19 protein-coding genes and 1 pseudogene are annotated in these 23,148 nt (G+C 63.8%); 14 read left to right on the top strand and 6 right to left on the bottom strand.

Features of this window, described 5'->3' with window-relative positions:
• Positions 1–64 precede the first annotated feature (64 nt).
• The 3 genes from fcl to NKJ80_RS26865 all read right to left on the bottom strand — a co-directional run bounded on the left by fcl (position 65) and on the right by NKJ80_RS26865 (position 3,372).
• The gene (gene fcl / locus NKJ80_RS26875; RefSeq protein WP_352498627.1) at positions 65–1,033 is read right to left on the bottom strand and encodes a GDP-L-fucose synthase; all 969 of its coding nucleotides are present in this window, start codon (positions 1,031–1,033) and stop codon (positions 65–67) included.
• A 9-nt stretch (positions 1,034–1,042) separates the two neighbouring features.
• On the bottom strand, positions 1,043–2,113 hold the full coding sequence (gene gmd, locus NKJ80_RS26870) for a GDP-mannose 4,6-dehydratase (protein WP_352498626.1): 1,071 nt from the start codon (positions 2,111–2,113) through the stop codon (positions 1,043–1,045).
• A 104-nt stretch (positions 2,114–2,217) separates the two neighbouring features.
• Complete coding sequence (locus NKJ80_RS26865; RefSeq protein ID WP_352498625.1) at positions 2,218–3,372, bottom strand: dihydrodipicolinate synthase family protein; 1,155 nt, start codon at positions 3,370–3,372, stop codon at positions 2,218–2,220.
• A gap of 228 nt (positions 3,373–3,600) precedes the next feature.
• Here NKJ80_RS26865 and NKJ80_RS26860 point away from each other — a divergent pair, with 228 nt between their 5' ends.
• From NKJ80_RS26860 to NKJ80_RS26795, 14 genes and pseudogenes are all read left to right on the top strand, one after another.
• Complete coding sequence (locus NKJ80_RS26860) at positions 3,601–4,659, top strand: LacI family DNA-binding transcriptional regulator (RefSeq protein WP_352498624.1); 1,059 nt, start codon at positions 3,601–3,603, stop codon at positions 4,657–4,659.
• On the top strand, positions 4,656–5,672 hold the full coding sequence (locus NKJ80_RS26855; protein WP_352498623.1) for a Gfo/Idh/MocA family protein: 1,017 nt from the start codon (positions 4,656–4,658) through the stop codon (positions 5,670–5,672). Before NKJ80_RS26860 ends, NKJ80_RS26855 begins: the two co-directional genes overlap by 4 nt.
• Positions 5,669–7,270 carry an acyl CoA:acetate/3-ketoacid CoA transferase gene (locus NKJ80_RS26850; protein ID WP_352498622.1) on the top strand — a complete coding sequence of 534 codons (1,602 nt, stop codon included), beginning with the start codon at positions 5,669–5,671 and terminating at the stop codon, positions 7,268–7,270. Before NKJ80_RS26855 ends, NKJ80_RS26850 begins: the two co-directional genes overlap by 4 nt.
• Complete coding sequence (locus NKJ80_RS26845; protein WP_023671185.1) at positions 7,263–8,039, top strand: enoyl-CoA hydratase/isomerase family protein; 777 nt, start codon at positions 7,263–7,265, stop codon at positions 8,037–8,039. Before NKJ80_RS26850 ends, NKJ80_RS26845 begins: the two co-directional genes overlap by 8 nt.
• A gap of 10 nt (positions 8,040–8,049) precedes the next feature.
• Entirely contained in the window at positions 8,050–9,561 is a 1,512-nt protein-coding gene (locus NKJ80_RS26840) for an aldehyde dehydrogenase family protein (RefSeq protein WP_352498666.1), read from the top strand.
• A 58-nt stretch (positions 9,562–9,619) separates the two neighbouring features.
• Positions 9,620–10,873 carry an ABC transporter substrate-binding protein gene (locus tag NKJ80_RS26835; protein WP_027049809.1) on the top strand — a complete coding sequence of 418 codons (1,254 nt, stop codon included), beginning with the start codon at positions 9,620–9,622 and terminating at the stop codon, positions 10,871–10,873.
• Positions 10,874–11,125: 252 nt separating this feature from the next.
• On the top strand, positions 11,126–12,076 hold the full coding sequence (locus tag NKJ80_RS26830; protein ID WP_352498621.1) for a carbohydrate ABC transporter permease: 951 nt from the start codon (positions 11,126–11,128) through the stop codon (positions 12,074–12,076).
• The gene (locus NKJ80_RS26825; RefSeq protein ID WP_352498620.1) at positions 12,073–13,032 is read left to right on the top strand and encodes a carbohydrate ABC transporter permease; all 960 of its coding nucleotides are present in this window, start codon (positions 12,073–12,075) and stop codon (positions 13,030–13,032) included. Before NKJ80_RS26830 ends, NKJ80_RS26825 begins: the two co-directional genes overlap by 4 nt.
• Positions 13,033–13,052: 20 nt before the next feature.
• Positions 13,053–14,168 carry an ABC transporter ATP-binding protein gene (locus NKJ80_RS26820; RefSeq protein WP_023671180.1) on the top strand — a complete coding sequence of 372 codons (1,116 nt, stop codon included), beginning with the start codon at positions 13,053–13,055 and terminating at the stop codon, positions 14,166–14,168.
• A 5-nt stretch (positions 14,169–14,173) separates the two neighbouring features.
• A complete protein-coding gene (locus tag NKJ80_RS26815) occupies positions 14,174–15,676 on the top strand; it encodes a GMC oxidoreductase (RefSeq protein ID WP_352498619.1) in 1,503 nt (500 codons plus the stop codon).
• Positions 15,673–16,434, top strand: a complete 762-nt coding sequence (locus NKJ80_RS26810; protein WP_023671178.1) for a 3-ketoacyl-ACP reductase — start codon at positions 15,673–15,675, stop codon at positions 16,432–16,434. Before NKJ80_RS26815 ends, NKJ80_RS26810 begins: the two co-directional genes overlap by 4 nt.
• A 12-nt stretch (positions 16,435–16,446) precedes the next feature.
• Entirely contained in the window at positions 16,447–18,075 is a 1,629-nt protein-coding gene (locus tag NKJ80_RS26805) for a GMC family oxidoreductase (RefSeq protein ID WP_023671177.1), read from the top strand.
• 20 nt (positions 18,076–18,095) lie between these two features.
• The gene (locus NKJ80_RS26800; protein ID WP_023683219.1) at positions 18,096–18,413 is read left to right on the top strand and encodes a Dabb family protein; all 318 of its coding nucleotides are present in this window, start codon (positions 18,096–18,098) and stop codon (positions 18,411–18,413) included.
• Between the two features lie 89 nt (positions 18,414–18,502).
• Positions 18,503–19,720 (top strand): annotated as a pseudogene (locus tag NKJ80_RS26795) (MFS transporter).
• Between the two features lie 12 nt (positions 19,721–19,732).
• Here the strand turns inward: NKJ80_RS26795 and NKJ80_RS26790 are convergent.
• The 3 genes from NKJ80_RS26790 to NKJ80_RS26780 form a co-directional block, all read right to left on the bottom strand.
• A complete protein-coding gene (locus NKJ80_RS26790) occupies positions 19,733–20,578 on the bottom strand; it encodes an EamA family transporter (protein WP_023683217.1) in 846 nt (281 codons plus the stop codon).
• 7 nt (positions 20,579–20,585) lie between these two features.
• Positions 20,586–21,494 carry an endonuclease/exonuclease/phosphatase family protein gene (locus tag NKJ80_RS26785; RefSeq protein ID WP_023814632.1) on the bottom strand — a complete coding sequence of 303 codons (909 nt, stop codon included), beginning with the start codon at positions 21,492–21,494 and terminating at the stop codon, positions 20,586–20,588.
• Between the two features lie 88 nt (positions 21,495–21,582).
• On the bottom strand, positions 21,583–23,136 hold the full coding sequence (locus tag NKJ80_RS26780; protein WP_023814633.1) for a cation:proton antiporter: 1,554 nt from the start codon (positions 23,134–23,136) through the stop codon (positions 21,583–21,585).
• Positions 23,137–23,148: the final 12 nt, after the last annotated feature.

The raw sequence follows: 23,148 nt of genomic DNA, 5'->3' as shown, positions 1-23,148 counted from the left end.
GACCGTGTTTGCTACACACCGCTTGGTCGCGGGCGGCAGCGAAATGGTTCAAGGAAAATTGGAATCAGGCGGCGCCGAGGCGGACACCACCCTTCCCAATATGGTTGAGAAACCACGCATATGTCTGTTCCAATCCACCGCGAAGTGCGTAGCGCGGGCGCCATCCCGTTGCAAACAGCCGCGAAACATCCATCAACTTGCGCGGCGTGCCGTCTGGCTTGGTCGTATCGAAGGCGATATTAGCCTCGACGCCGGCGACCGATGCGACGGTCTGGGCAAGCTCGGCAATGGTGACATCCTCGCCCGAACCGACATTGACGTGGCCGTCGCCGGCATAATTCTTCAACAGCCAGACCAAGGCATCGGCGGCGTCGTCGACATGCAGGAATTCACGCCGTGGCGTGCCCGAGCCCCAGACCTCGAGGCTGTTGCCGCCGCTCAGCGCCAGCGCATGCGCCTTTCGCATCAGGGCCGGCACGACATGGCTGCTCTGCAGGTCGAAATTGTCACCCGGTCCGTAGAGGCTGGCCGGCATCGCCGAGATATAGTCGACCCCATGCTGGCGCCGATAGGCCTGGCACAGTTTCAGCCCGGCGATCTTCGCGATCGCGTACCATTCGTTGGTCGGCTCGAGCGGCCCGGTCAGCAGGGCGTCTTCCCTGATCGGCTGCGGCGCGAGCTTTGGATAGATGCAGGACGAGCCGAGAAACAAAAGCTTGCCGACCTCGCTGCGAAAGGCGCCGTCGATGACATTGCCCTGCATGACCAGGTTTTGCTGCAGGAAATCGACCGGGAACCGGTCATTGGCCAGGATACCGCCGACCTTGGCGGCCGCCATCACCACCGCATCCGGCCTGTGCTCGGCCATCCAGCGCTGCACCCCTGCCTGGTCGAGCAGGTCGAGCCTGTCGCGCGATACGGTGAGTATCTCGCAGTCCTCGCTCGCCAGCCGGCGCACGACGGCCGAACCGACCATGCCGCGATGCCCGGCGACGAAGACACGCTTGCCTTTCAGATCAAATGTCGCGTCCATGAACCTGCCTCACGCAGAACGGCTGTTCTGCCGCGTGCCGCCGGCGGTGCGCGCCAGATCGGCCTGCACCATTTCCGCCACCAGATCCCTGAAGCCGGTCGTGTGCGACCACCCCAGCCTGGCTTTGGCCTTGGCGGGGTCGCCGAGCAGCAGGTCGACCTCGGTCGGCCGGAAATAGCGCGGATCGATGCGCACCAGGACAGTGCCCGAACCGGCATCGACACCGACTTCATCGACACCCTCGCCTTGCCAGCGGATGGTGCGTCCGGTCTCGGCAAAAGCCAGTTCGACGAATTCGCGCACCGAATGCGCCTCACCGGTCGCCAGCACGAAATCGTCGGCTTCACTGTGCTGCAGAATGCGCCACATGCCCTCCACATAGTCGCGCGCATGGCCCCAGTCACGCTTGGCGTCGAGATTGCCGAGATAGAGCGTGGCCTGAAGGCCATGATGGATCGAGGCGACGGCCCGCGTGATCTTGCGGGTGACGAAGGTTTCGCCGCGTGTCGGGCTTTCGTGGTTGAACAGGATTCCGTTGGCGGCGAACATGCCGTAAGCCTCGCGGTAGTTGACCGTGATCCAGTAGGCGTAAAGCTTGGCCGCGGCATAGGGCGAGCGCGGATGGAAGGGCGTCGCCTCGCTTTGCGGGACCTCGCGCGCCTTGCCGTAAAGCTCCGACGTCGATGCCTGATAGAAGCGCACCGACTTCTCCAGGCGCAGGATGCGGATCGCCTCGAGCAGCCTGAGTGCTCCCAGCGCATCGGCATTGCCGGTGTATTCCGGCGTCTCGAAACTCACCTGGACATGACTCTGGGCGCCGAGATTGTAGATCTCGCCGGGCTGTGTCTCCTGCACCAGGCGAATAAGGTTGGTGGCGTCGGTCAGGTCACCATAATGCAGGAAGAAACGCGCACCGCGCTCGTGCGGATCGACATAGATGTCGTCAACGCGCTCGGTGTTGAACGAGGACGAGCGGCGTTTGACGCCATGGACAATATAGCCCTTCTGCAGAAGCAATTCTGCGAGATAGGCCCCGTCCTGCCCGGTTACACCGGTGATGAGCGCCACTTTTTCCGTCATTGCCGCTCCGTCCGCATCCAATCCCGGCAACCGAATACAGATTTGGCGCGAGAACGCAAATCCCCCATACGGGGGACAGGTTTCAGCCAGCGATTGTGTCGTTCTCAGGCACCTGCAATCGCGCAGAAATGCTTCATCCTGGCCAGCGCACGCTCGGGATCGGCGAGCAACCCTGCCTGGTCGGCAAGGCGGAAGATGTCGGCATAGTGCAGGATACCGCGCGCCGACTGCATGCCGCCGACCATGGCGAAATGGTCCTGATGGCCGTTGAGCCAGGCCATGAAGACGATGCCGGCCTTGTAATACTCCGTCGGCGCCTCGAAGATCTTGCGCGACAACGGCACTGTCGGCGCCATCAGCGCGTCATAGCCGGCGCGGTCGCCCTCAGCCAGTTTCGCCAGCGCCGCACTGGCGACCGGCGCGATGGCATCGAATATGCCGAGCAAAGCGTGCGAGTGCCGCTTCCCGTCGCCGGCAATCAGTTCGGGATAGTTGAAATCGTCGCCAGTGAACATGACGACGCCTTCCGGCAGCCGGTTGCGCAAGGCAACTTCCTTGCCGGCATCGAGCAGCGATATCTTTATCCCCTCGACCTTATTAGCATGGCGCTCGATGATGGCGACGACGGTGTCGAGCGCAGCCTCGAAATTCCCACTGCCCCAATATCCCTGCAACGCCGGATCGAACATGTCGCCCAGCCAGTGCAGGATGACCTTGCCGGATGCCTGGCTGAGGATGCGATCGTAGACCCTGATATAGTCGTCCGGATCTTTTGCGACCGCCGCCAGCGCCCGGCTGGCCATCATGATCGCCTTGCCGCCCTCGCCTTCAATGAAAGCGAACTGCTCCTCATAGGCGGCGATCACATCTTCGAGTGATCTCGAATTGGCCGGCGCCAGATGATCGGTGCCGGCGCCCGAGGCGAGGTCTACGCCTTCGACGCTGCGCGCCTCGGCGATCGAGCGCCGGATCAATTCCTGCGCATTCGCCCAGTCGAAACCCATGCCGCGCTGCGAGGTGTCCATCGCCTCGGCGATGCGGAAGCCAAGCCGCCACAAATGATGCCGAAACGCCATCGTCTTGTCCCAGTCGACCGCAGGCTTCGACCAGGGGTCGGTCATCGCGAAAGGGTCGGCGACGACATGGGCCGCGGCATAGGCGATGCGCGGGAAAACTGCACCGATTACGGGCTCGACCGGACTGCCCGCGAGCTTGTAGCTGACGCGGCCGCCATTCTGCGTAGGCAGGGTGATATCCATGGCAACCTCCGTTTTCGGCACCCTATAAATGGAACGTTCCAATAAATCAAGAACCTTTATGATTCCGGCGATTGAACCGGTCCAACTGCCGAAGAAGGCTAATAGTCCTTGCGGGAAACCACATTCGTCACCTTTTCGATCTCCGCAAGAATCCTGATTGACTCTCGTTTGGCAGAGTGGTTAGAACGTTCCAATAGATTTGCCCATTTAGGCGGAGGAACCACCGACATGGCCAGCCGGGCCAAGGCAACGATCCTGGACATCGCCCGCGAGGCTGGTGTGTCCAAATCGACGGTGTCGCTTGTGCTGCAAGGCTCAGGGCTGATCCGGCCTGAAACCGCGGTCAAGGTTCGCAAGGCGATCGAGGATGTCGGATATGTCTACAACCGCGGCGCCGCCAATCTGCGCAAAGCCCATTCCAACGTCATCGGCATGGTCATCAACGATCTCACCAACCCCTTTTTCGCCGAGCTGGCGGTCGGCATGGAGCGCGTCTTCCAGTCGGCCGGCATCGTGCCCTTCATCGCCAACACGGCGGAGAACCCGGTGCGCCAGGAAGAAGTGCTGAAGTCGCTGATGGAACAGGGCGTCGCAGGCCTGATCGTGTCACCGGCACGCGGCACCACGCCGGGCGCCTTCCGTCGCCTCGAGATGGCGGGCGTGCCGGTCGTCTTCGCCATGCGCCGCCTGCCGGACAGCCGCATCCCGGTGATCGCTCCTGACAACCATCGCGGCGCGTATCTCGCCGCCGCCCATCTGATCGGCAAGGGCCATCGCCGGCTGGCCTTCTTCGGCGGCACCTCCGACCTGGTCGTCTATCAGGAGCGCCTGGGCGGTTTTCGTGAAGCTTGCGAAACATTGGGCATTGCCAGGCGCGACGTGCTTGTCGTCGAAGGCGAGACCAGCCGCAGGGGCGGCATCGCGTGCCTGGAAACCGCCCTTGCCATGGCCGAGCCGCCGACGGCGGCACTGTGCTTCAACGATGCCGTCGCCTTCGGCGTCATGCTGGCGCTGCGCAAGCGCGGGCTGGAGCCCGGCGCGGACTTTGCCGTCGTCGGCTTCGACGACGTGGTCGAGGCCGAGCATTATATGCCGGCGCTGACCAGCGTCTCGGTCGACACACCCGGCCTCGGTGAACGCGCCGCCCACGTCATGCTGAAGATGATCCAGTCGCGCACCACGCATGCCGAGGACCATACCGGCGCCGTCAATCTGGTCGTCAGGGACAGCTGCGGTCCCGGTCGCCGCGCCCAGAACACATCAGCAGGAATGGGAGACGCGGCATGAGCGTCAGATGGGGACTGATCGGCGCCAGCACGATCGCCAAACAGTTCATGATCAACGCCATCCGCGCACAAAAGGATGGCGAGATATCAGCGGTGATGAGCTCCAACCCGGAGCGCGCCAAGACCTATGCCGCAGAAAACAACATTCCTCTCGCCGTCTCGACGCTTGACGATTTGCTCGGCGCCGACATCGACGCCGTCTACATCTCGACCACCAATGAACTGCATCTCGAACAGGCGCTGGCCGCGATAAAGGCGGGAAAGCATGTTCTGTGCGAAAAGCCGCTGGCGCTGAACAGCACTGATGCGCGCACGATGGTCGCCGCCGCCAAGGAAGCCGGCGTGGTGCTTGGCACCAACCATCATCTGCGCAATGCCGGCGCCCACCACGCCATGCGCGACGCCATATCAGCCGGCCGCATCGGCAAGCCGATTGCCGCGCGTGTGTTCCATGCCGTCTATCTGCCGGAGAACCTGCAGGGCTGGCGCATCACCAGACCGGAAGCCGGCGGCGGCGTGGTGCTCGACATCACCGTGCACGATGCCGACACGCTGCGCTTCGTGCTCGGCGACGACCCGATCGAGATTTCGGCCTTCACCCAGTCGGCCGGCATGGCCGGCAGCGGGCTGGAAGACGGCGCCATGTGCATCTGGCGCTTCGGGTCGGGCATCATCGCCCAGTCGCATGAAGGCTTCACAACCAAGTTCGCCGATACCGGCTTTGAGGTGCATGGTTCCGAAGGTTCGCTGATCGCAAAAAATGTGATGACGCAGAAGCCAGTCGGCTCGGTGCTGCTACGCACCGCCAAAGGCGAGGAAGAACTGAGCTTCGACCGAGAAGACCTCTACGCCAGGTCGCTGCGCCAGTTCCATGCCGCCATGCGTGGAGAAGGCCAGCCCTCCGCCACCGGCGAGGACGGCGTCTGGTCCCTGGCGTCGGCCGAAGCAGCGTTGCTGTCCGGGAAATCCGGCAAGGCGGTTGCCATCGAGCCGAAACTCGGGAGCGCCAAGTGAGCAAGCTCGTCTCCGCTCAGCAGGCCGCCAGCCTCATCAAGGACGGCATGACCGTGTCGGTCTCGTCGTCGAGCGGGCTCGGCTGCCCGGACGCCGTGCTCGCCGCCATCGGCGGGCGTTTCGACGCGGAAGGCCATCCGAAAAATATCACCACGCTGCACCCTATCGCCGCCGGCGACATGTATGGCATCAAGGGCATCGACCATCTGGCCAAGCCCGGTTTGTTGAAGCGCACGCTCTGCGGCTCCTATCCCTCGGGCCCCTCCTCGTCCGAGCCGCCGCAGATCTGGAAGATGATCGGCGACAATTCGGTCGCCGCCTACAATGTGCCGTCGGGCATCCTGTTCGACATGCACCGCGAGGCCGCCGCCAAGCGGCCGGGCGTGCTGACCAAGGTCGGCCTTGACACTTTTGCCGACCCGCGCCACCAGGGCTGCGCCATGAACGCGGCTGCAAGCGAGCCGATCGTCTCGGTGCAGCAGTTCGACGGCGAGGAATGGCTCTATTTCCGCTCGATCGTGCCCAACATTTCGATCATCCGCGCTACCACCGCCGACGAGCGCGGCAACCTGACCTATGAACATGAGGGCGCCTATCTCGGCGGCCTCGAACAGGCGCTTGCCGCGCGCAACAATGGCGGCATCGTCATTGCGCAGGTCAAGCGCGTCGTCGAGAACGGCACGCTGAAGCCGCATGACGTGCGCGTGCCCGGCGTGCTGGTAGACCACATCGTGGTGGCGCCGGACCAGTTGCAGACGACGCTGACGCCTTACGACCCGGCGATTTCGGGCGAGATCTTCCGCCCGCTGTCAAGCTTTCGCAACGCCGAAATGAACATCCAGAAAGTAATCGCGCGCCGCGTCGCCATGGAGTTGCGCGATGGCATGGCCGTCAATATCGGCTTCGGCATCTCGGCCAATGTGCCGCGTATCCTTCTCGAGGAAGGCCAGCACGGCAAGGTCACCTGGGTGATCGAGCAGGGCGCGGTCGGCGGCGTGCCGCTGCTCGACTTCAAGTTCGGCTGCGCTTCCAACGCCGAGGCGATCATGCCCTCGCCGCACCAGTTCATCTATTTCCAGGCCGGCGGCTTCGATGCCTCGCTGCTCTCCTTCTTGCAGATCGACCGCCATGGCTCCGTCAACGTGTCGAAACTCTCGGCCCGGCCACATGTCACCGCCGGGGCCGGCGGCTTTGTCGACATCACGGCACGGGCGAAAAAGATCGTCTTCTCCGGCTTCTTCAATGCCGGCGCAAAACTGTCGCTCGCCGATGGCGGCATCCGCATCGATGCAGAAGGCAAGGTCAAGAAGGTGGTCAACGAGGTCGAACACATCTCCTTCTCCGGCAAGCGCGCCGTCGCGCAAGGGCAGGACATCACCTACGTCACCGAGCGCTGCGTGATGAAGCTGACGCCGGACGGTCTGATGGTGACGGAACTGGCGCCCGGCATCGACCTCGAACGCGATGTGCTGGCGCAGTCAGAGATTCCGCTCGGCATCGCCAACGATCTCAAGGTCACGCCGGCGGCTCTCTATCAGGACCGGCCGATCGGCCTGTCGCTGAATGGTGGCGCTTCGCTCGGAGGCGCGCATGGCTGAGCGCCTCGTCACCTTCGAGCAGGACGGCGCCATCGGCATCGTCACGCTGCGCCGGCCGGAGAAGTTCAACGCGCTGGACATTCCGATGCTGCGCGCGCTCGAGACAGCGCTCGACGAAGCCGAAATGGCTGAAGGCGTGCGCGTCGTGCTGATCCGCGGCGAAGGCAAAGGCTTTTGCGCCGGCGGCGACGTCGAGGCCTGGGCACAAATGAGCGCTGCCGACTTTCAGGTGCAATGGGTGCGCTACGGCCACCGTGTCTTCGACCGACTGGCGCGGCTGCGGCAGCCGACCATCGCGGTGCTTTCCGGCCATGCGCTGGGTGGCGGGCTGGAGCTGGCGGTCGCCTGCGACTTCCGTGTCGCCGAAACGCAGGTGAAGCTCGGCTTTCCCGAGACATCGATCGGCGTCGTCCCCGGTTGGTCCGGCACGCAGCGCGCCGTGCGCCGCTTTGGGGCCCAGATCGTGCGCCGCATGGCACTCGGCGGCGAGCTCTTTGCCGCCTCCGACGCGCTTGCCCTCGGCGTCGTTGACCGCGTGGTCGAGACCGGCCAGGCGCTGGCAGAGGCCAGGACTTGGGCCGAAAAAATCGCCGGGCGCGGGCCGCTCGCAACCGAAGCCGCCAAGCTGATGATCGCAGTCGCCGAAGGCGAGGAAAGTGCGGCCGCCACCGAGGCGCTCGCCAGCGGCTTCGTTGCGCTGACCGGCGACCTCAAAGCCGGCGTGAGCGCCTTCAAGGCCAAGCAGAAGCCGGCCTTTTCAAGATCCTAGAGAAAGCATGATGAACGCACCGCTCAACATTTCCATGCCGGCCGAGGCGTCCAAGGCGCCGAAGGCTTACAAGCTCCTGATCGACGGCAAGCATGTCGATGCCCGTGACGGCCGCACGATTGCGCGCAACAGCCCCGGCCATGGCTTCACCGTTTCGCGCTATGCGCAGGCCGGCGAGGCCGAGGTGGAGGCGGCCATGCAGGCCGCGCACAAGGCATTCGAGACCGGCCCGTGGCCGCGCACGAAGGCGGCCGAGCGCGCCGCGATCTTGCTCAAGACGGCTGACCTGATCGAGGCCCAGCTCGAAGACATCGCCCGCCTCGATGCGCTGGAATCCGGCAAGCCGATCGCCCAGGCGCGCGGCGAGATCGGCGGCGCCGTCGACATCTGGCGCTATGCCGCCTCGCTCGCCCGCACGCTGCACGGCGAGAGTTACGCCAATCTCGGCGACGCCATGCTGGGCGTGGTGCTGCGCGAGCCGATCGGCGTCGTCTCGATCATCACCCCGTGGAATTTCCCGTTCCTGATCGTCAGCCAGAAACTGCCCTTCGCGCTCGCCGCCGGCTGCACCGCGGTGGTCAAGCCGAGCGAAATGACCTCGGCCTCGACCTTCGTGCTCGGCGACATCCTGATGCAGGCCGGCCTGCCAGCGGGCGTCGTCAACATCCTGGCCGGCCTCGGCGCCGATGTCGGGGGGCCGATGGTCAGCCATCCGCTGGTCGAGATGGTGTCGTTCACCGGCTCTACCCGCGTCGGCAAGATGACCATGGCTTCCGCCGCGCAGTCGCTGAAGAAAGTCTCGATGGAGCTCGGCGGCAAGAACGGCCAGATCGTCTTCCCCGATGCCGATCTCGAGGCGGCCGCTGACGCAGCAGTGTTCGGCGGCTTCTTCAACGCCGGCGAATGCTGCAATGCCGGCAGCCGGCTGATCGTGCATGAAGCCATCGCCGACGATTTCCTCTCCACTGTCAAGGCCCTGACCGCCAAGGTAACGGTCGGCGACCCACTCGACGACCGAACCAAGGTTGGCGCGATGATTTCCGCCGACCATCTGACCAAGGTGGCGGATTACGTCGTGGCGGCAGCAAAAGACGGCAGCAATGTCTATACCGGTGGCGGCCAATTGGCGTCCAATGCCGGCCAGTACCTCGATCCGACCATCATCCGCGGCGTTACCGAAGACATGGCTATTGCGCGCGAGGAAGTGTTTGGCCCGGTGCTCTCCGTGCTGACTTTTGGATCGATTGAAAAGGCGTTGCACATCGCCAACAACACGCCCTATGGTCTGTCTGCAGGGGTGTGGAGCGCCAGCGTCGACACTTGTATGTCGGTGGCGCGTGGTGTGCGTTCGGGGACCGTTTGGGTGAACACATTCATGGAAGGCTTTCCCGAGTTGCCATTCGGGGGCTACAAGCAGTCCGGCATCGGACGCGAACTCGGCAAACGCGCTGTCGAGGATTATACCGAGGAAAAGACAATCCAGTTTCATCGCGGCCAGCGCACCGGTTGGTGGGTCGGCTGAGTTTGGAAGAACCCGGTGGGCTTCCACCGGTCGTGTAATGCAACAAGGGAGGTAGTACATGTTGCGCAAACTGCTTATCGGAACGGCTCTTGCGACGGCCTTTGCTTTCTCGGCCCATGCCGAGGACGTCAAGGAAGTGCAGATGCTGCATTGGTGGACGTCGGGCGGCGAAGCGGCTGCTCTCAACGTCCTCAAGGGCGACCTTGCCAAGGAAGGCTATGCCTGGAAGGACGTGCCGGTGGCCGGTGGTGGCGGCGACGCCGCCATGACTGCGCTGAAGGCGATGGTCGCGGCCGGAAATTACCCGACCGCGTCGCAGATGCTCGGCTACACCGTGCTCGATTATGCGGCGGCCGGCGTCATGGGCGACCTGACCGAGACGGCGAAGAAGGAAGGCTGGGACAAGTCGGTTCCGGCAGCCCTGCAGAAGTTCTCCGTCTATGACGGCAAGTGGGTCGCTGCTCCGGTCAACGTCCACTCCGTCAACTGGCTGTGGATCAACAAGGCGGTGATGGACAAGATCGGCGGCACCGAGCCAAAGACCTTCGACGACTTCGTCGCCCTGCTCGACAAAGCCAAGGCGGCTGGCGTCATTCCGCTCGCCCTTGGCGGCCAGAACTGGCAGGAAGCCACCATGTTCGACTCGGTCGTGCTGTCGACCGGCGGACCTGAGTTCTACAAGAAGGCCTTCAACGACCTCGACGACGAGTCCCTCAAGTCGGACACGATGAAGAAGTCGTTCGACAACCTCGCCAAGCTCGTCACCTATGTCGACCCGAACTTCTCGGGCCGCGACTGGAACCTTGCCACCGCCATGGTCATCAAGGGCGATGCCCTGGTGCAGGTGATGGGTGACTGGGCCAAGGGCGAGTTCAACGCCGCCAAGAAAACGCCGGGCACCGACTTCCTGTGCTATCGCTTCCCGGGCACGGAAGGCTCGGTGGTCTACAACTCCGACATGTTCGGCATGTTCAACGTTCCGGACGACCGCAAGGCCGCCCAGGTCGCGTTGGCCACCGCCACCCTGTCGAAGAGCTTCCAGTCCGCCTTCAACGTCGTCAAGGGTTCGGTTCCCGCCCGTACCGACGTTCCGGACACCGACTTCGACGCGTGCGGCAAGAAGGGCATCGCCGACCTGAAGGCTGCCAACGAAGGCGGCACACTGTTCGGCTCGCTTGCCCAGGGCTATGGCGCGCCTCCGGCGGTCGCCAATGCCTACAAGGACGTCGTTTCGAAGTTCGTCCACGGTCAGATCAAGACCTCGGACGAAGCCGTGACCGAACTGGTCAAGGCAATCGACGACGCCAAGTAAGCGCTGGCCAGCAAGACACCTTCCCCGCTTCGGCGGGGAAGGTTCGCCTCAGGATTGGCCGGCTGGCGCAATTCCAGGAAAAGTGTGAGCGGTTTTCCGGCCGGAATTGCGTGAACGAAAGAGTTAGAGAGGTTCGCCGTTTCCGTGAAACGGTGAAACCCTTTTGAACACCATGCCGACCAGAGACCCGTATGCACGGGGCCGCCTTGCCGCCTGACGGCAGGCACGGACGACCCGAACGGGAGGAGCCCTATGAGCAGTGTAGCGACAACCCAGATCAAGCTGACGCCCGAGCGGTCTCGCCCCTCCGTGCGCGCGCGACTGCAGGACGCGCTGCCGAAGATTGTGCTGGCGCCGAGCTTCGCCATCACCATCGTCTTCGTCTATGGCTTCATCCTGTGGACGGTCTATCTGTCCTTCACCAATTCCAAGACTTTTCCGTCCTATGTCATCACCGGACCGCGCGCCTACCTACGGCTATGGGGCTGGACGTTCGACTCCGACCCGCCATCGAGCTGGTACACGTCGATCGTCAATATGGGCATTTTCGGTTTTCTCTACATCACCATCTGCCTGGCGCTCGGCCTGTTCCTGGCCATCCTGCTCGACCAGAAGATCCGCGGCGAAGGCGTGCTGCGGCCGATCTATCTCTACCCGATGGCGCTGTCCTTCATCGTCACCGGCGTTGCCTGGAAATGGTTCCTCGACCCGGGCCTCGGTCTTGAGCAGACCCTGCATCAGTGGGGCTGGACGAGCTTCCATTTCGACTGGATCAAGAACAAGGATTTCGTCATCTACACGGTGGTCATTGCCGGCGTCTGGCAGGCCTCCGGCTTCATCATGGCGATGTTCCTGGCCGGCCTGCGCGGCATCGACGGCGAGATCATGAAGGCGGCGCAGATCGACGGTGCCACCACCTTCCAGCTCTATCGCCGCATCGTCATTCCGCTGCTGCGGCCAATCTTCCTGTCGGCCTTCATCGTGCTCGCCCACCTCGCCATCAAGTCGTACGATCTGGTGGTGGCGCTGACCAGCGGCGGCCCCGGTGGCTCGGCCTGGCTGCCGTCCAACTTCATGTATGAGTACACCTTCAAGCGCAACGAAATGGCCGTCGGCTCGGCCAGTGCCGTGATCATGCTGATGACCATCGTCGCCATCATCGTGCCTTATCTCTATTCGGAACTGCGGGAGAAGCCGCGATGAGCGCTGTCGCCACCCCTGCCCGTCCCGCTGCTTCCCGACAGGCCTCCGGCGGCATGAGCACCAAGACCCTCAACCGCATCGTCATCTACGGGCTTCTGGCGCTGTTTGCGCTGTTCTATCTGATGCCGCTGTTCGTCATGCTGGTGACCTCGTTCAAGACCATGGACGAGATCCAGAACGGCAACATGCTGGCGTTGCCCAAGGCGCCGACCTTCGACCCGTGGCTGAAGGCCTGGGGCGAGACCTGCGTCGGCCTAACCTGCGCCGGCATCAAGGGCTATTTCTGGAACTCGATCAAGATGGTGGTTCCAGCCGTACTGATCTCGACCATGCTCGGCGCGCTCAACGGCTACGTCTTGACCAAATGGCGTTTTCGCGGCGCCACGCTGGTGTTCGGGCTGATGCTGTTTGCCTGCTTCATTCCGTTCCAGTCGGTGCTGCTGCCGATGGCGACCATCCTCGGCAGCCTGGGACGTTTCGGCGTGAAGCTGCAGAATGCGACGGGTACGAGTTTCGGTCTCGGCAATCCGACGGTCAACCTGGTTTTCGTCCATGTCGTCTACGGCATCGGCTTCACCACACTGTTTTTCCGCAACTATTACGAGGCATTCCCGAACGAGCTGATCAAGGCCGCACAGGTCGACGGCGCCTCCTTCTTCCAGATCTTCCGCCGCATCATGCTGCCGAACTCGATGCCGATCTTCGTCGTCACCGTCATCTACCAGTTCACCAACATCTGGAACGACTTCCTGTTCGCTTCGGCTTACGCCGGCACAGGCGACTCCATGCCGATGACGGTGGCGCTCAACAACGTCGTCAACACCTCGACCGGCGTCGTCGAATACAACGTCAACATGGCGGCCGCGATGATCGCGGCTCTGCCCACCCTGATCGTCTATGTCGTCGCCGGCCGCTATTTCGTGCGCGGGCTGATGGCTGGCGCGGTCAAGGGCTGATCAATTCGGAAGGAACGACCATGGCTTTTCTGGAAATTGATGGGCTGAAGAAGCGCTTCGGGAATGTCGAGATCCTGAAGGGCATCGATGTCGAGCTCGAAAAGGGCGGCTTCCTGGTGCTGGTCGGCCCGTCCGGCTGCGGCAAGTCCACCTTGCTCAACACGATTGCCGGCCTGGAGCAGATCACCGAGGGCGAAATCCGCGTCGACGGCCGCGCCATCAACGATCTGCACCCATCCAAGCGCGACATCGCCATGGTGTTCCAGAGCTATGCGCTCTATCCGAACATGACGGTGGCCGGAAACATCTCCTTCGGCATGGAGATGCGCGGCGTGCCGGCCGACGAACGCCAAAAGGCGATCGACAAGGTGGCCAAGGTCCTGCAGATCGGCCACCTCCTGCAGCGCAAGCCGAGCCAGCTTTCCGGCGGCCAGCGCCAGCGCGTCGCCATGGGCCGGGCGCTGGTGCGCGACCCCAAGCTGTTCCTGTTCGACGAGCCTTTGTCCAACCTCGACGCCAAATTGCGCGTTGACATGCGCATCGAGATCAAGCGCCTGCATGCCACCACCGGCACAACCATCGTCTACGTCACCCACGACCAGATCGAGGCGATGACGCTGGCGACCAAGATCGCCGTCATGCGCGACGGCGAGGTGCAGCAGTTCGGCACCCCGGCCGAAATCTACAACAACCCGACCAATTTGTTCGTCGCCGACTTCATGGGTTCCCCGGCGATGAACCTGATCCCGGCGACCATTGCCACGTCGGGCAATGCGCTGTCCGTCGTGTTGGAGCGCGAGGCGCGCGAGCCGATCACGCTGCCGATGGCCAACGCGCCGGCGGGTCTTTCGGCATTCCAGGGCAAGCCGATCATCTTCGGCGTGCGCCCGGAAGCGCTGACCGATCCGGAAGGTGCGGAACGCAACGCCTCCAACATTGCCACTGCCGACCTGCACATCGAAGTGGTCGAGCCGGCAGGGTCCGACACGTTCGCGGTGACCAACCTCGGCGGCAAGGGCGTGGTGGCGCGGTTGCGGGCCGACGCCAACATCCAGCCGGGCACCAGCACGCCGCTCGCCTTCAACCTGACCAAGGCCGTGTTCTTCGATCCGGCGACCGAACACCGCATCCGCTGATCGAGATGGTCAGCCCCGATATCGTCATCATCGGCTCCGGTATCGGCGGCGCTACGATCGCATCCGGTCTGGCGGGCAGCGGTGCCTCGATCCTGATGCTGGAGCGCGGTGAGCCCTTGACGGCAACGCCGCATGCCCGCGACACGCGCTCCATCTTCGTCGACGGCCACTACCGTCCGAAGGAGATGTGGCGCGAGGCCGGCGGTGCGGCCTTCAACCCCGGCAATTACTACTATGTCGGCGGCAATTCGAAATTCTACGGCGCGGTGCTGATCCGCTACCGCAAAGAGGATTTCGCCGCCATGGAGCACTTCGGTGGCGTCTCGCCGGCATGGCCGTTTTCCTACGATGAATTCGAGCCTTGGTATTCGAAAGCCGAGCAGCTGTTTCGCGTCCGCGGCTCGCTCGGCGAGGACCCGACCGAACCGTTCCACTCGATCCCCTATGCTTTCAAGCCGGTGCCCGACGAAGCGCCGATTGCGCGCGCCCGCGCTGAGTTGAAAGCCCTCGGCCTGCATCCGGCCTCGCTGCCGCTCGGCGTCGACATCGACAACTGGCTGAAAGAGGGCAAGACCGGCTGGGACGCATTCCCCAATACCGCCCAGGGCAAGGTCGATGCGCAGACCGGACCGCTGACGGCTGCACTCAAGGACAGCAATATCCGACTCGAAACCGGCTGCCATGTCGAATATCTCGAAGCGTCGTCCGACGGCAAAAGCATCGCTGCCGTTCACTACCGTCAGAATGGCGAGCTGAAGAAAGTCGCGCCGAAGCTGGTCATCCTGTCCGCCGGCGCGGTCAATTCCGCCGTCATCCTGCTGCGCTCGCCTTCATCAGACGGCAAACGCCTCGCCAACAGCTCCGACCAGGTCGGCCGCAATTTCATGAACCATAATTCGAGCGCCATGCTGGCGATCGATCCGCGCCGCAGGAACGACAGCGTCTACCAGAAGACGCTGATGCTGAATGACTACTATCTCTCCGACGGCAAAGGCGGCAAGCCGCTCGGCAACGTCCAGCTGCTCGGCAAGATCGACGGCAACATGTTGAAGGCCAACGTCAAACGCGTGCCGAAATTCGCGCTCGATTACATGGCCGGTCACGCCGTCGACTGGTATCTGATGTGCGAGGATCTACCCGATCCGGAAAGCCGCATCATGGTCGACGGCAAGGACATCGTCATGCAATGGCGGCGCTCCAACATGCAGTCGCTGGACGGGCTGACCAGGGTGATGCGTGAGAACTTCCGCGCCTGCGGTTATCCCATCGTGCTGTCGCGTCCCTTCGACAAGCGCACGCCCTCGCACCAGTGCGGCACGGTGAAAATGGGCGACCATCCGGCGACGTCGCCGCTCGACCCTTTCTGCCGCGCCTTCGACCACCCGAACCTGTTCGTTGTCGACGCCAGTTTTTTGCCGAACTCGGCCGCCGTGAATCCGGCGCTGTCGATTGCGGCACAGGCGCTGCGCGTGGCCGAGCATATTCGCCGAACGGACCTCGCGGCATGACCCGCCCCGCAGCAATCGTCACCGGCGGTGCGCGCGGCATTGGGCTCGCCTGCGCCGAGGCGCTGGCCGGGGACGGCTTCGACATTTTGATCGCCGACCTTGCCGAACAAGCGCCGGACGAACTGGCCGCCAACATCACCGCACGGGGTGCGGAGTTCGCCTATGTCCGTTGTGATATCGCCAACCTCGAGGATCACACGGCCCTCGTCGACGCCGCCATACGTGCCTTCAGCCGCATCGACTGCCTCGTCAACAATGCCGGCATCGGCGCCGTGGTGCGCGGCGATCTGCTGGAGCTGAAGCCCGAGAATTTCGACCGTGCGCTGGACGTCAATTTGCGCGGCACAGTCTTCCTTAGCCAGGCCGTCGCCAAGGCGATGCTGGCGGCTCCCAGCAATCATCCGCGCTCGATCATCACCATCACCTCGGTCAGCGCCGATATGGCCTCGCCGGAACGCGCCGACTACTGCATCTCGAAAGCCGGCCTTTCGATGTGGGTGAAGAACCTGGCGCTACGGCTTGCGCCGGAAAACATCGGCGTGTTCGAACTGCGGCCGGGCATCATTCGCACCGACATGACCGCGAGCGTATCAGCCAAATACGACGCGCTTATCGACAGCGGCCTGGTGCCGGCAAAACGCTGGGGCGAAGCATCGGACATCGGCGCCGTGGTGGCGACGCTTGCCGCCGGCAAGCTCGGCTTTTCCACAGGCTCGATTATCAATGTCGACGGCGCGCTCTCCGTGCCTCGACTGTAGGTGGATAGGGTTATGACCGACTACATCATCGTAGGTGCCGGCCCGGCCGGCTGCGTTCTGGCCAACCGGCTGAGCGAGGATCCAGCGAACTCCGTGCTGCTGCTCGAGGCCGGCGGCAAGGACTGGCACCCCTACATCCACATGCCGGCGGGCTTTGCCAAGATGACCAAGGGCATCGCTTCCTGGGGCTGGTCGACCGTGCCGCAGAGGCACATGCAGGACCGCGTCTTCTGGTATACGCAGGCGAAGGTGGTCGGCGGCGGCTCGTCCATCAATGCCCAGATATACACGCGCGGCAACGCTCGCGACTACGACGCATGGGAGAAGGAAGAGGGCCTCGCGGGCTGGGGCTATCGCGACGTGCTGCCCTATTTCAAGCGCGCCGAGAACAACCAGCGCTTCGCCAACGATTTTCACGGCGACCAGGGGCCGCTCGGCGTGTCGAACCCTATTTCGCCGCTGCCGATTTGCGAAGCCTATTTCCGCGCCGGCCAAGAGATGGGCATCCCCTTCAACCCGGATTTCAACGGCGCTAGCCAGGAAGGCGTCGGCTACTACCAGCTGACCCAGAAGGACGCCCGGCGCTCATCCGCTTCGGTCGCCTATTTGAAGCCCATCCGCGCCCGCAAGAACCTGACGGTCCGAACCGATGTGCTGGTCACCCGCATCGTCGTCGAGAAAGGCCGCGCCACCGGCGTCGAGATCGTCGACAAACCCGGCGGCGAGAAGACCATCATGCGCGCCGAGCGCGAAGTGATCGTCTCGTCCGGCGCCATCGGTTCGCCGAAGCTGTTGATGCAGTCGGGCATCGGCCCGGCTGATCACCTGAAATCGGTCGGCGTGACGCCGGTGCATGATCTGCCCGGTGTCGGCTCCAACATGCAGGACCATCTCGATTTGTTCGTCATCGCCGAATGCACCGGCGACCACACCTATGACAACTACGCCAAGCTGCACCGCACCGCGTGGGCCGGCTTGCAGTATCTGCTGCTGAAGAAAGGGCCGGTCGCCTCCAGCCTGTTCGAGACCGGCGGCTTCTGGTACGCCGATCCGACCGCCGCCTCGCCCGACATCCAGTTCCATCTGGGACTCGGCTCCGGCATCGAGGCCGGCGTCGAGAGGTTGAAGAACCCCGGCGTGACCTTGAACTCGGCCTTCCTGCGCCCGCGCTCGCGCGGCACGGTGCGGCTGAGCAGCGCCGACCCGGCCGACCACCCGCTGATCGATCCCAACTATTGGTCGGACCCTTATGACCGCGCCATGTCGATCAAGGGCCTCAGGCTTGCGCGCGAGATCATGCGGCAGAAGGCGCTTGCACCTTACGTGTTGCGCGAGGTGCTGCCCGGACCATCGCTCGCCAGCGATGACGAGCTGATCGACTATGCCTGCCGCACCGCCAAGACCGACCATCACCCTGTGGGCACCTGCCGCATGGGCCATGACGATATGGCGGTGGTCACACCGGACCTGCGCCTGCGCGGCATCGAGGGCCTGCGCGTCTGCGATGCCTCGGTGATGCCGCGCGTGCCTTCCTCCAACACCAATGCGCCGACCATCATGGTCGGCGAAAAAGGCGCGGACATCATCCTCGGCCGCGAGCCGCTTCCGCCGGCGGTGTTCTCCGGCAATCGGGCCGCATAGCCACTTAGGAGAACGAACCAATGATCAGACACTGCGTCTTCGTACGCTTCCGCAGCGATGTGCCCGCCACCGAGCGCACGGCAATCCACGCCGATCTCGAAGCACTGCGCTCCGTCGTCGACGGCATGGACACGGTCCATTTCAGCACCAATGTCAGCCCGGAGCCGTTCGCGCGCGGCTTCAGCCATGCCTTCACCATCGACTTCCGCGATGCCGCCGCCCGCGACGCCTATCTCGTGCATGAAGCGCATCAGCGCGCCGGCGCCCGATTGGTCGCAGCGCTCGAAGGCGGCACCGACGGGCTGATGGTGTTCGATCTCGACATTACGAAAAAGTGACCGCGCTTCTTTCGAAAGCCGGCTGACGCCTGTTCTCTTTTGCGCCCCAAGGAACATATCGTTCCCCGGGGGCGTTTAGGAGGAACGTCGTGGCTCTCACCGCGCAGCAGAAGAAAACCGTCCTTGCCTCCTTCCTCGGCTGGACGCTCGACGCTTTTGATTTCTTCCTTCTGACGTTCCTGCTCACCGATATCGCAACCTGATTCAACACTGACGTCCCGGCAGTCTCCAAAGCGTTGTTCCTGACGCTGGCGACACGCTTCATCGGCGCCTTCTTCTTCGGCAGGCTGGCCGACAAATATGGCCGCAAGCCCATTCTGATGCTCAACATCGTCAGCTATTCGGTGATCGGCGCGCTGGCTGCCTTCTCGCCCAATCTCGGCATTTTCCTCGCGCTGCGCGCTCTGTTCGGCATCGCCATGGGCGGCGAATGGGGGTTGGGCAGTTCGCTCGCCATGGAGTCCATTCCGCCCAGTGCCCGCGGCATGGTCTCGGGCATCCTGCAATGCGGCTATCCCACCGGCTACCTTCTGGCGGCCGTGGTTTACGGCGTGCTCTACCAGCAGACGATCGGTAGTTACACGATCGGCCGGCGCGCCATGTTCCTGCTCTCCTTCCTGCCGGCACTGATCGTGCTCTTCATCCGCTCGCATGTGCCGGAATCGCCGGCCTTCGTCGAGGCGCAGAAATCCGTCAGACCTGACCTTCTTGAAACGCTGCGGAAGCACTGGGGCGTCGCCGTCTATGCGGTCGTGCTGATGATGTTCTTCAATTTCTTCAGCCACGGCACGCAGGACCTCTACCCGACCTTCCTCAAGAAGCAGCATGGCTTCGACCCGCACACGGTGAGCTGGATCACCATCGTCGCCAATATCGGCGCCATCGTCGGCGGGTTGGCGTTCGGCGCACTGTCGGAGAAGATCGGCCGCGTCAACGCGATAACGCTCGCCTGCCTGATTGCCTTGCCCTCGATTCCGCTCTGGGCCTTCAGCTCGACACCGTTCATGCTGGCCATCGGCGCCTTCGTCATGCAGGTCGCGGTGCAGGGCGCCTGGGGAGTCATCCCGGTGCATCTTAACGAGCTGTCGCCCGGCGCCGTGCGGGCAACCTTGCCCGGCTTCATCTACCAGGCCGGCAATCTCGCGGCGTCCTATGGCGGTCCCTACCAGGCCGGCATCGCCGAGGCGTCTGGAGGCAGCTATGGCTACGCGCTGGCGCTGTTTGCCGGCGTGGTCGCCGTCTGCATCATCCTCGTCATCCGCTTCAGTCCGGAACGGCGCGGACAGGTGATGACGGTGCTCGGCTGAAGTATCAGGCTCTCAGCCCAGTCTGAGGGCCACGACACCGGCGACGATGCTGAGCGCGGCGGCGCCGCGCCAGCCTGTCATTTTCTCGCCGAGCGCGAAAACCGAGATCATCATGGCAAACAGGATCGACGTCTCCCGCAACGACGCCACCGAGGCGATCGGCGCCTTGGTCATCGCCCACATGACGATCCAGTAGGCCGCGCCGCTGAGCACGCCGGTGAACAGGCCTGCTTTCCAGTCACGCGCCAGCACGGGCAGCGCCTTGGGCCCGCGAAAGATGAGGCACAGCACCAGCGCCCACGTGGCATCGCAGATGAACAGCCATGCGGCATAGCTCGTTGCCGTTGCGGCCAGCCGCGCGCCGCTGCCGTCGGAGAGCGTATAGCTGGATATGAAGATCGAAGTGCCGAGCGCAAAGCCGACCGCCCGCACATTGATCCGCTCCAGATGCGCGCCGCCGCGAAACGACATCACCAGCGTGCCGGCCGACAGCAGCAGGATGCCGAGGATGGCGAACGGCGCCGGCATCTCCTGCACCACGACAACGCCGCCGAGCGCGGTCAAAAGCGGCGCCGTGCCGCGCGCCAGCGGATAGGTCTGGGCGAAATCGCCGGCCTTGTAGGCGCCGATCAGGAAGGTCCGGTAGCCCATGTGAAAGAGCACCGAGGCGATGATAAAGGGCCATACCGCGGCCTTTGGAAACTCGACGAAGGGCAGCACGAACAGTGCGGCAAAACCCATGCCCAGCGTCATCAGCGTGATCGACAGGAAGCGATCGAGATGCACCTTGACCAGCGCGTTCCAGATCGCGTGCATGGCGGCGGCGGCAAGCACCGCGAAAAAGACGAAAAGCGTCATCGAGGGCTCACCGATCTCCCGAGCTCAAAGGCGTTTCGAGATCGATATCGATCCGGACCGGAAAATGGTCTGAAGCGATCTCGCCTATATCGGCACTGACCGAGCGCACACGGTCCGCGAACATACCGCCGACGAAGCAATGGTCGAGCCGGCGTTTTGCCACTTTCCCGTCGATCGTTTTCACATGGGTGTGGAAATCGGCAGCCGGCTCGCTAGCGACGGCAGCGGCATCAACAAATCCGTCGAGATAAGCTGCCCCGCGATGATAGGGCGTGCTGCCGACGATGCGGCTGTATTCGGCGCTGCCCGGCTCCATGTTGAAATCGCCCATCCAGATCGCAGCTGTCGGGTTCTCCGGCTCGGCCTCGCCGCTGGTCCAGTTGCGCGAAGGCTCATCGTCCGCGCCGCTCCACGGGCCGCCCTCGGACGGCGCGCGGCGATGCTCGGCCAAGAGATAGTCGATCTGCTCCAGCCGCTCCTCCGCCGCGACATGGGCGAGGTGCAGCGACAGGACCCTTACCGGTCCGGCGGGTGTGCGGATCATGCATTCGAGCGCCGCATTGCGGGTGTTGAGCGGCTTGAGCGTGCGGCGCATGGGCAGCGCGTACAGCCGCGACCAGGCGATCGGCAGCTTCGACAGCAGCATGGTGCCGAACTGGCGGCGGCGGTTGACGACCCGGCCGTCGCGCCGCTCACTGGCGTCCATGTCGAAGGCCGGGCCATAGACCCAGTAATAGCTAGGCAGCAGCTTGGACAGGACCTCCGGCTGGTCGTCCTCATTGGTGCGCTGCCAATGCCGCTCGACCTCCTGCAGCGCGATGATATCGGCGCCGTCGACCAGCTTGGTGCAGCGCGAAAGATCGTAACGGCCATCACCGCCGAACCCGTACTGGATGTTGTAGCTGACCAGCTTCATTGCTTATCCGGCTCAATTTCGCTTTGGCAGTAGCGGTTCGGCAGATGGGTTGCAATGTACCGGCACGACGGCGGAACTGGGCCAGCGTCTATGATGTGGTCAGCGGCTGGAACCGGCCCGCCGGCGATGCCGCCAGTTCGGCCCAGTCGATCTCTTCCTCCAGCCGGTGGTAGGCTTCGTCGCCGATCGTGCCGTTGCTGCGCAACTCCTCGAGCGTGTCGCGCTGGCGGTTGATGGCATAGAGGCGCAGCCGGTCGTATTCGGTCGCGGCCTGAGCGTCCTCCGGGTTTTCCGCAATCAGGCGCTGCGCTTCATACTGTTCGCGCACGACGGCGGCGGCCGCAGATGTCTTGCGGCTCAGCACGTCCAGTGCTGCCTGCATGATGGCGACGCGCGCCTGCGCCACCTCATTGTCGACGGTTCTATCGGGGTCGAAGTTGATCCAGCGCAGCAGCGGCTTCAGCGTCATGCCTTGCAGTACCAGCGTGCCCAGCACCACCGCGAAGGCGGCAAGCACGATCGGGTCGCGGCCGGGAAAATCGGCCGGCAGCGCAATGGCCACCACCAGCGTCACCAACCCACGCATGCCGCACCAGCCGACAATGACGGCGCCGCCGAACGTCGGCAATTCCCGCCTTGCCTCTTGGCTGCCGAAGCGGGCAAGCCACCGGATGATCGCGACGTAACTCGCCACCCAGACAAGGCGCGCGACGATAACGACGACCAGCACCGTTGCGGCGAAAAGGAATGCTTCGCCTTGCCCGTCGCCGGCCAGCCTGCCAACGATCGTGCGTGCCTGCAGGCCCATCAGCACGAAAGCCAGCACGTTGAGCACGAACACGGCCGACTCCCAGACCGAATAGGTGCTGACGCGGCGTCTCGCCGACGACTGGCGCGGCGCCCTGCGCGCAATGGTCATGGCATAGACGACGATGGTGATGATGGCGGAAAGGCCCAGCCTGTCGGCGATGATCCACACGGCGAAGGTTCCGGCAAACTGCACCACCGTGCTGCTCGCCGCATCCTCGATGCGGCCGAGCGCCAGCAGCGAGACGCGGCCAAACAGATAGCCCGCGATCACACTGCCGATCGTTGCCAGCAGGATCACCGGAACGGCGTTGCTGAGCATGATCGTGCCAAGCGCCGCCGAAACCGCCAGCCGGTAGATCAGCAGCGCCGTGGCATCGTTGAGCAGGCTCTCGCCCTGCAGGATGGCGGTGATGCGGTGCGGTACCTTGAACTGGCTGAGCACGGCGGATGCGGCCACCGCATCCGGTGGCGCGACGATGGCGCCAAGCGCGATTGCCGCCGCGATCGGCAGGCCGGCCATCTTCCAGCCGACGAAGGCAACCACCACGGTGGTGAAGACGACTGCGCCTAGCGCCAGCAGCGCGAGCGACAGCCGGTAGCGCTTGAGGTCGCGCAGCGACGTGTCATAGGCGGCGTCGAGAAGCACCGGCGCGATGAACAGGGCAAGCGCCAGTTCCGGATCGATCTCGATCGTCGGCGCACCGGGTACGAAGGCGATCGCGACCCCGGCCAGAGCCAGCAGGGACGGATAGGGAATTTCCAGCCGCCGCGACAGCGCCGTCAGCGCGACGGCAGCCAGAAGCAGGATGAGGGTAAGTTCGAATAGCGCCATGGCCTATCGTAG

The sequence above is a fragment of the Mesorhizobium sp. M0030 genome, assembly GCF_040323695.1.
In the GTDB taxonomy this organism is placed as follows: domain Bacteria; phylum Pseudomonadota; class Alphaproteobacteria; order Rhizobiales; family Rhizobiaceae; genus Mesorhizobium.
This window is presented reverse-complemented; position numbering and strand designations above follow the sequence as displayed.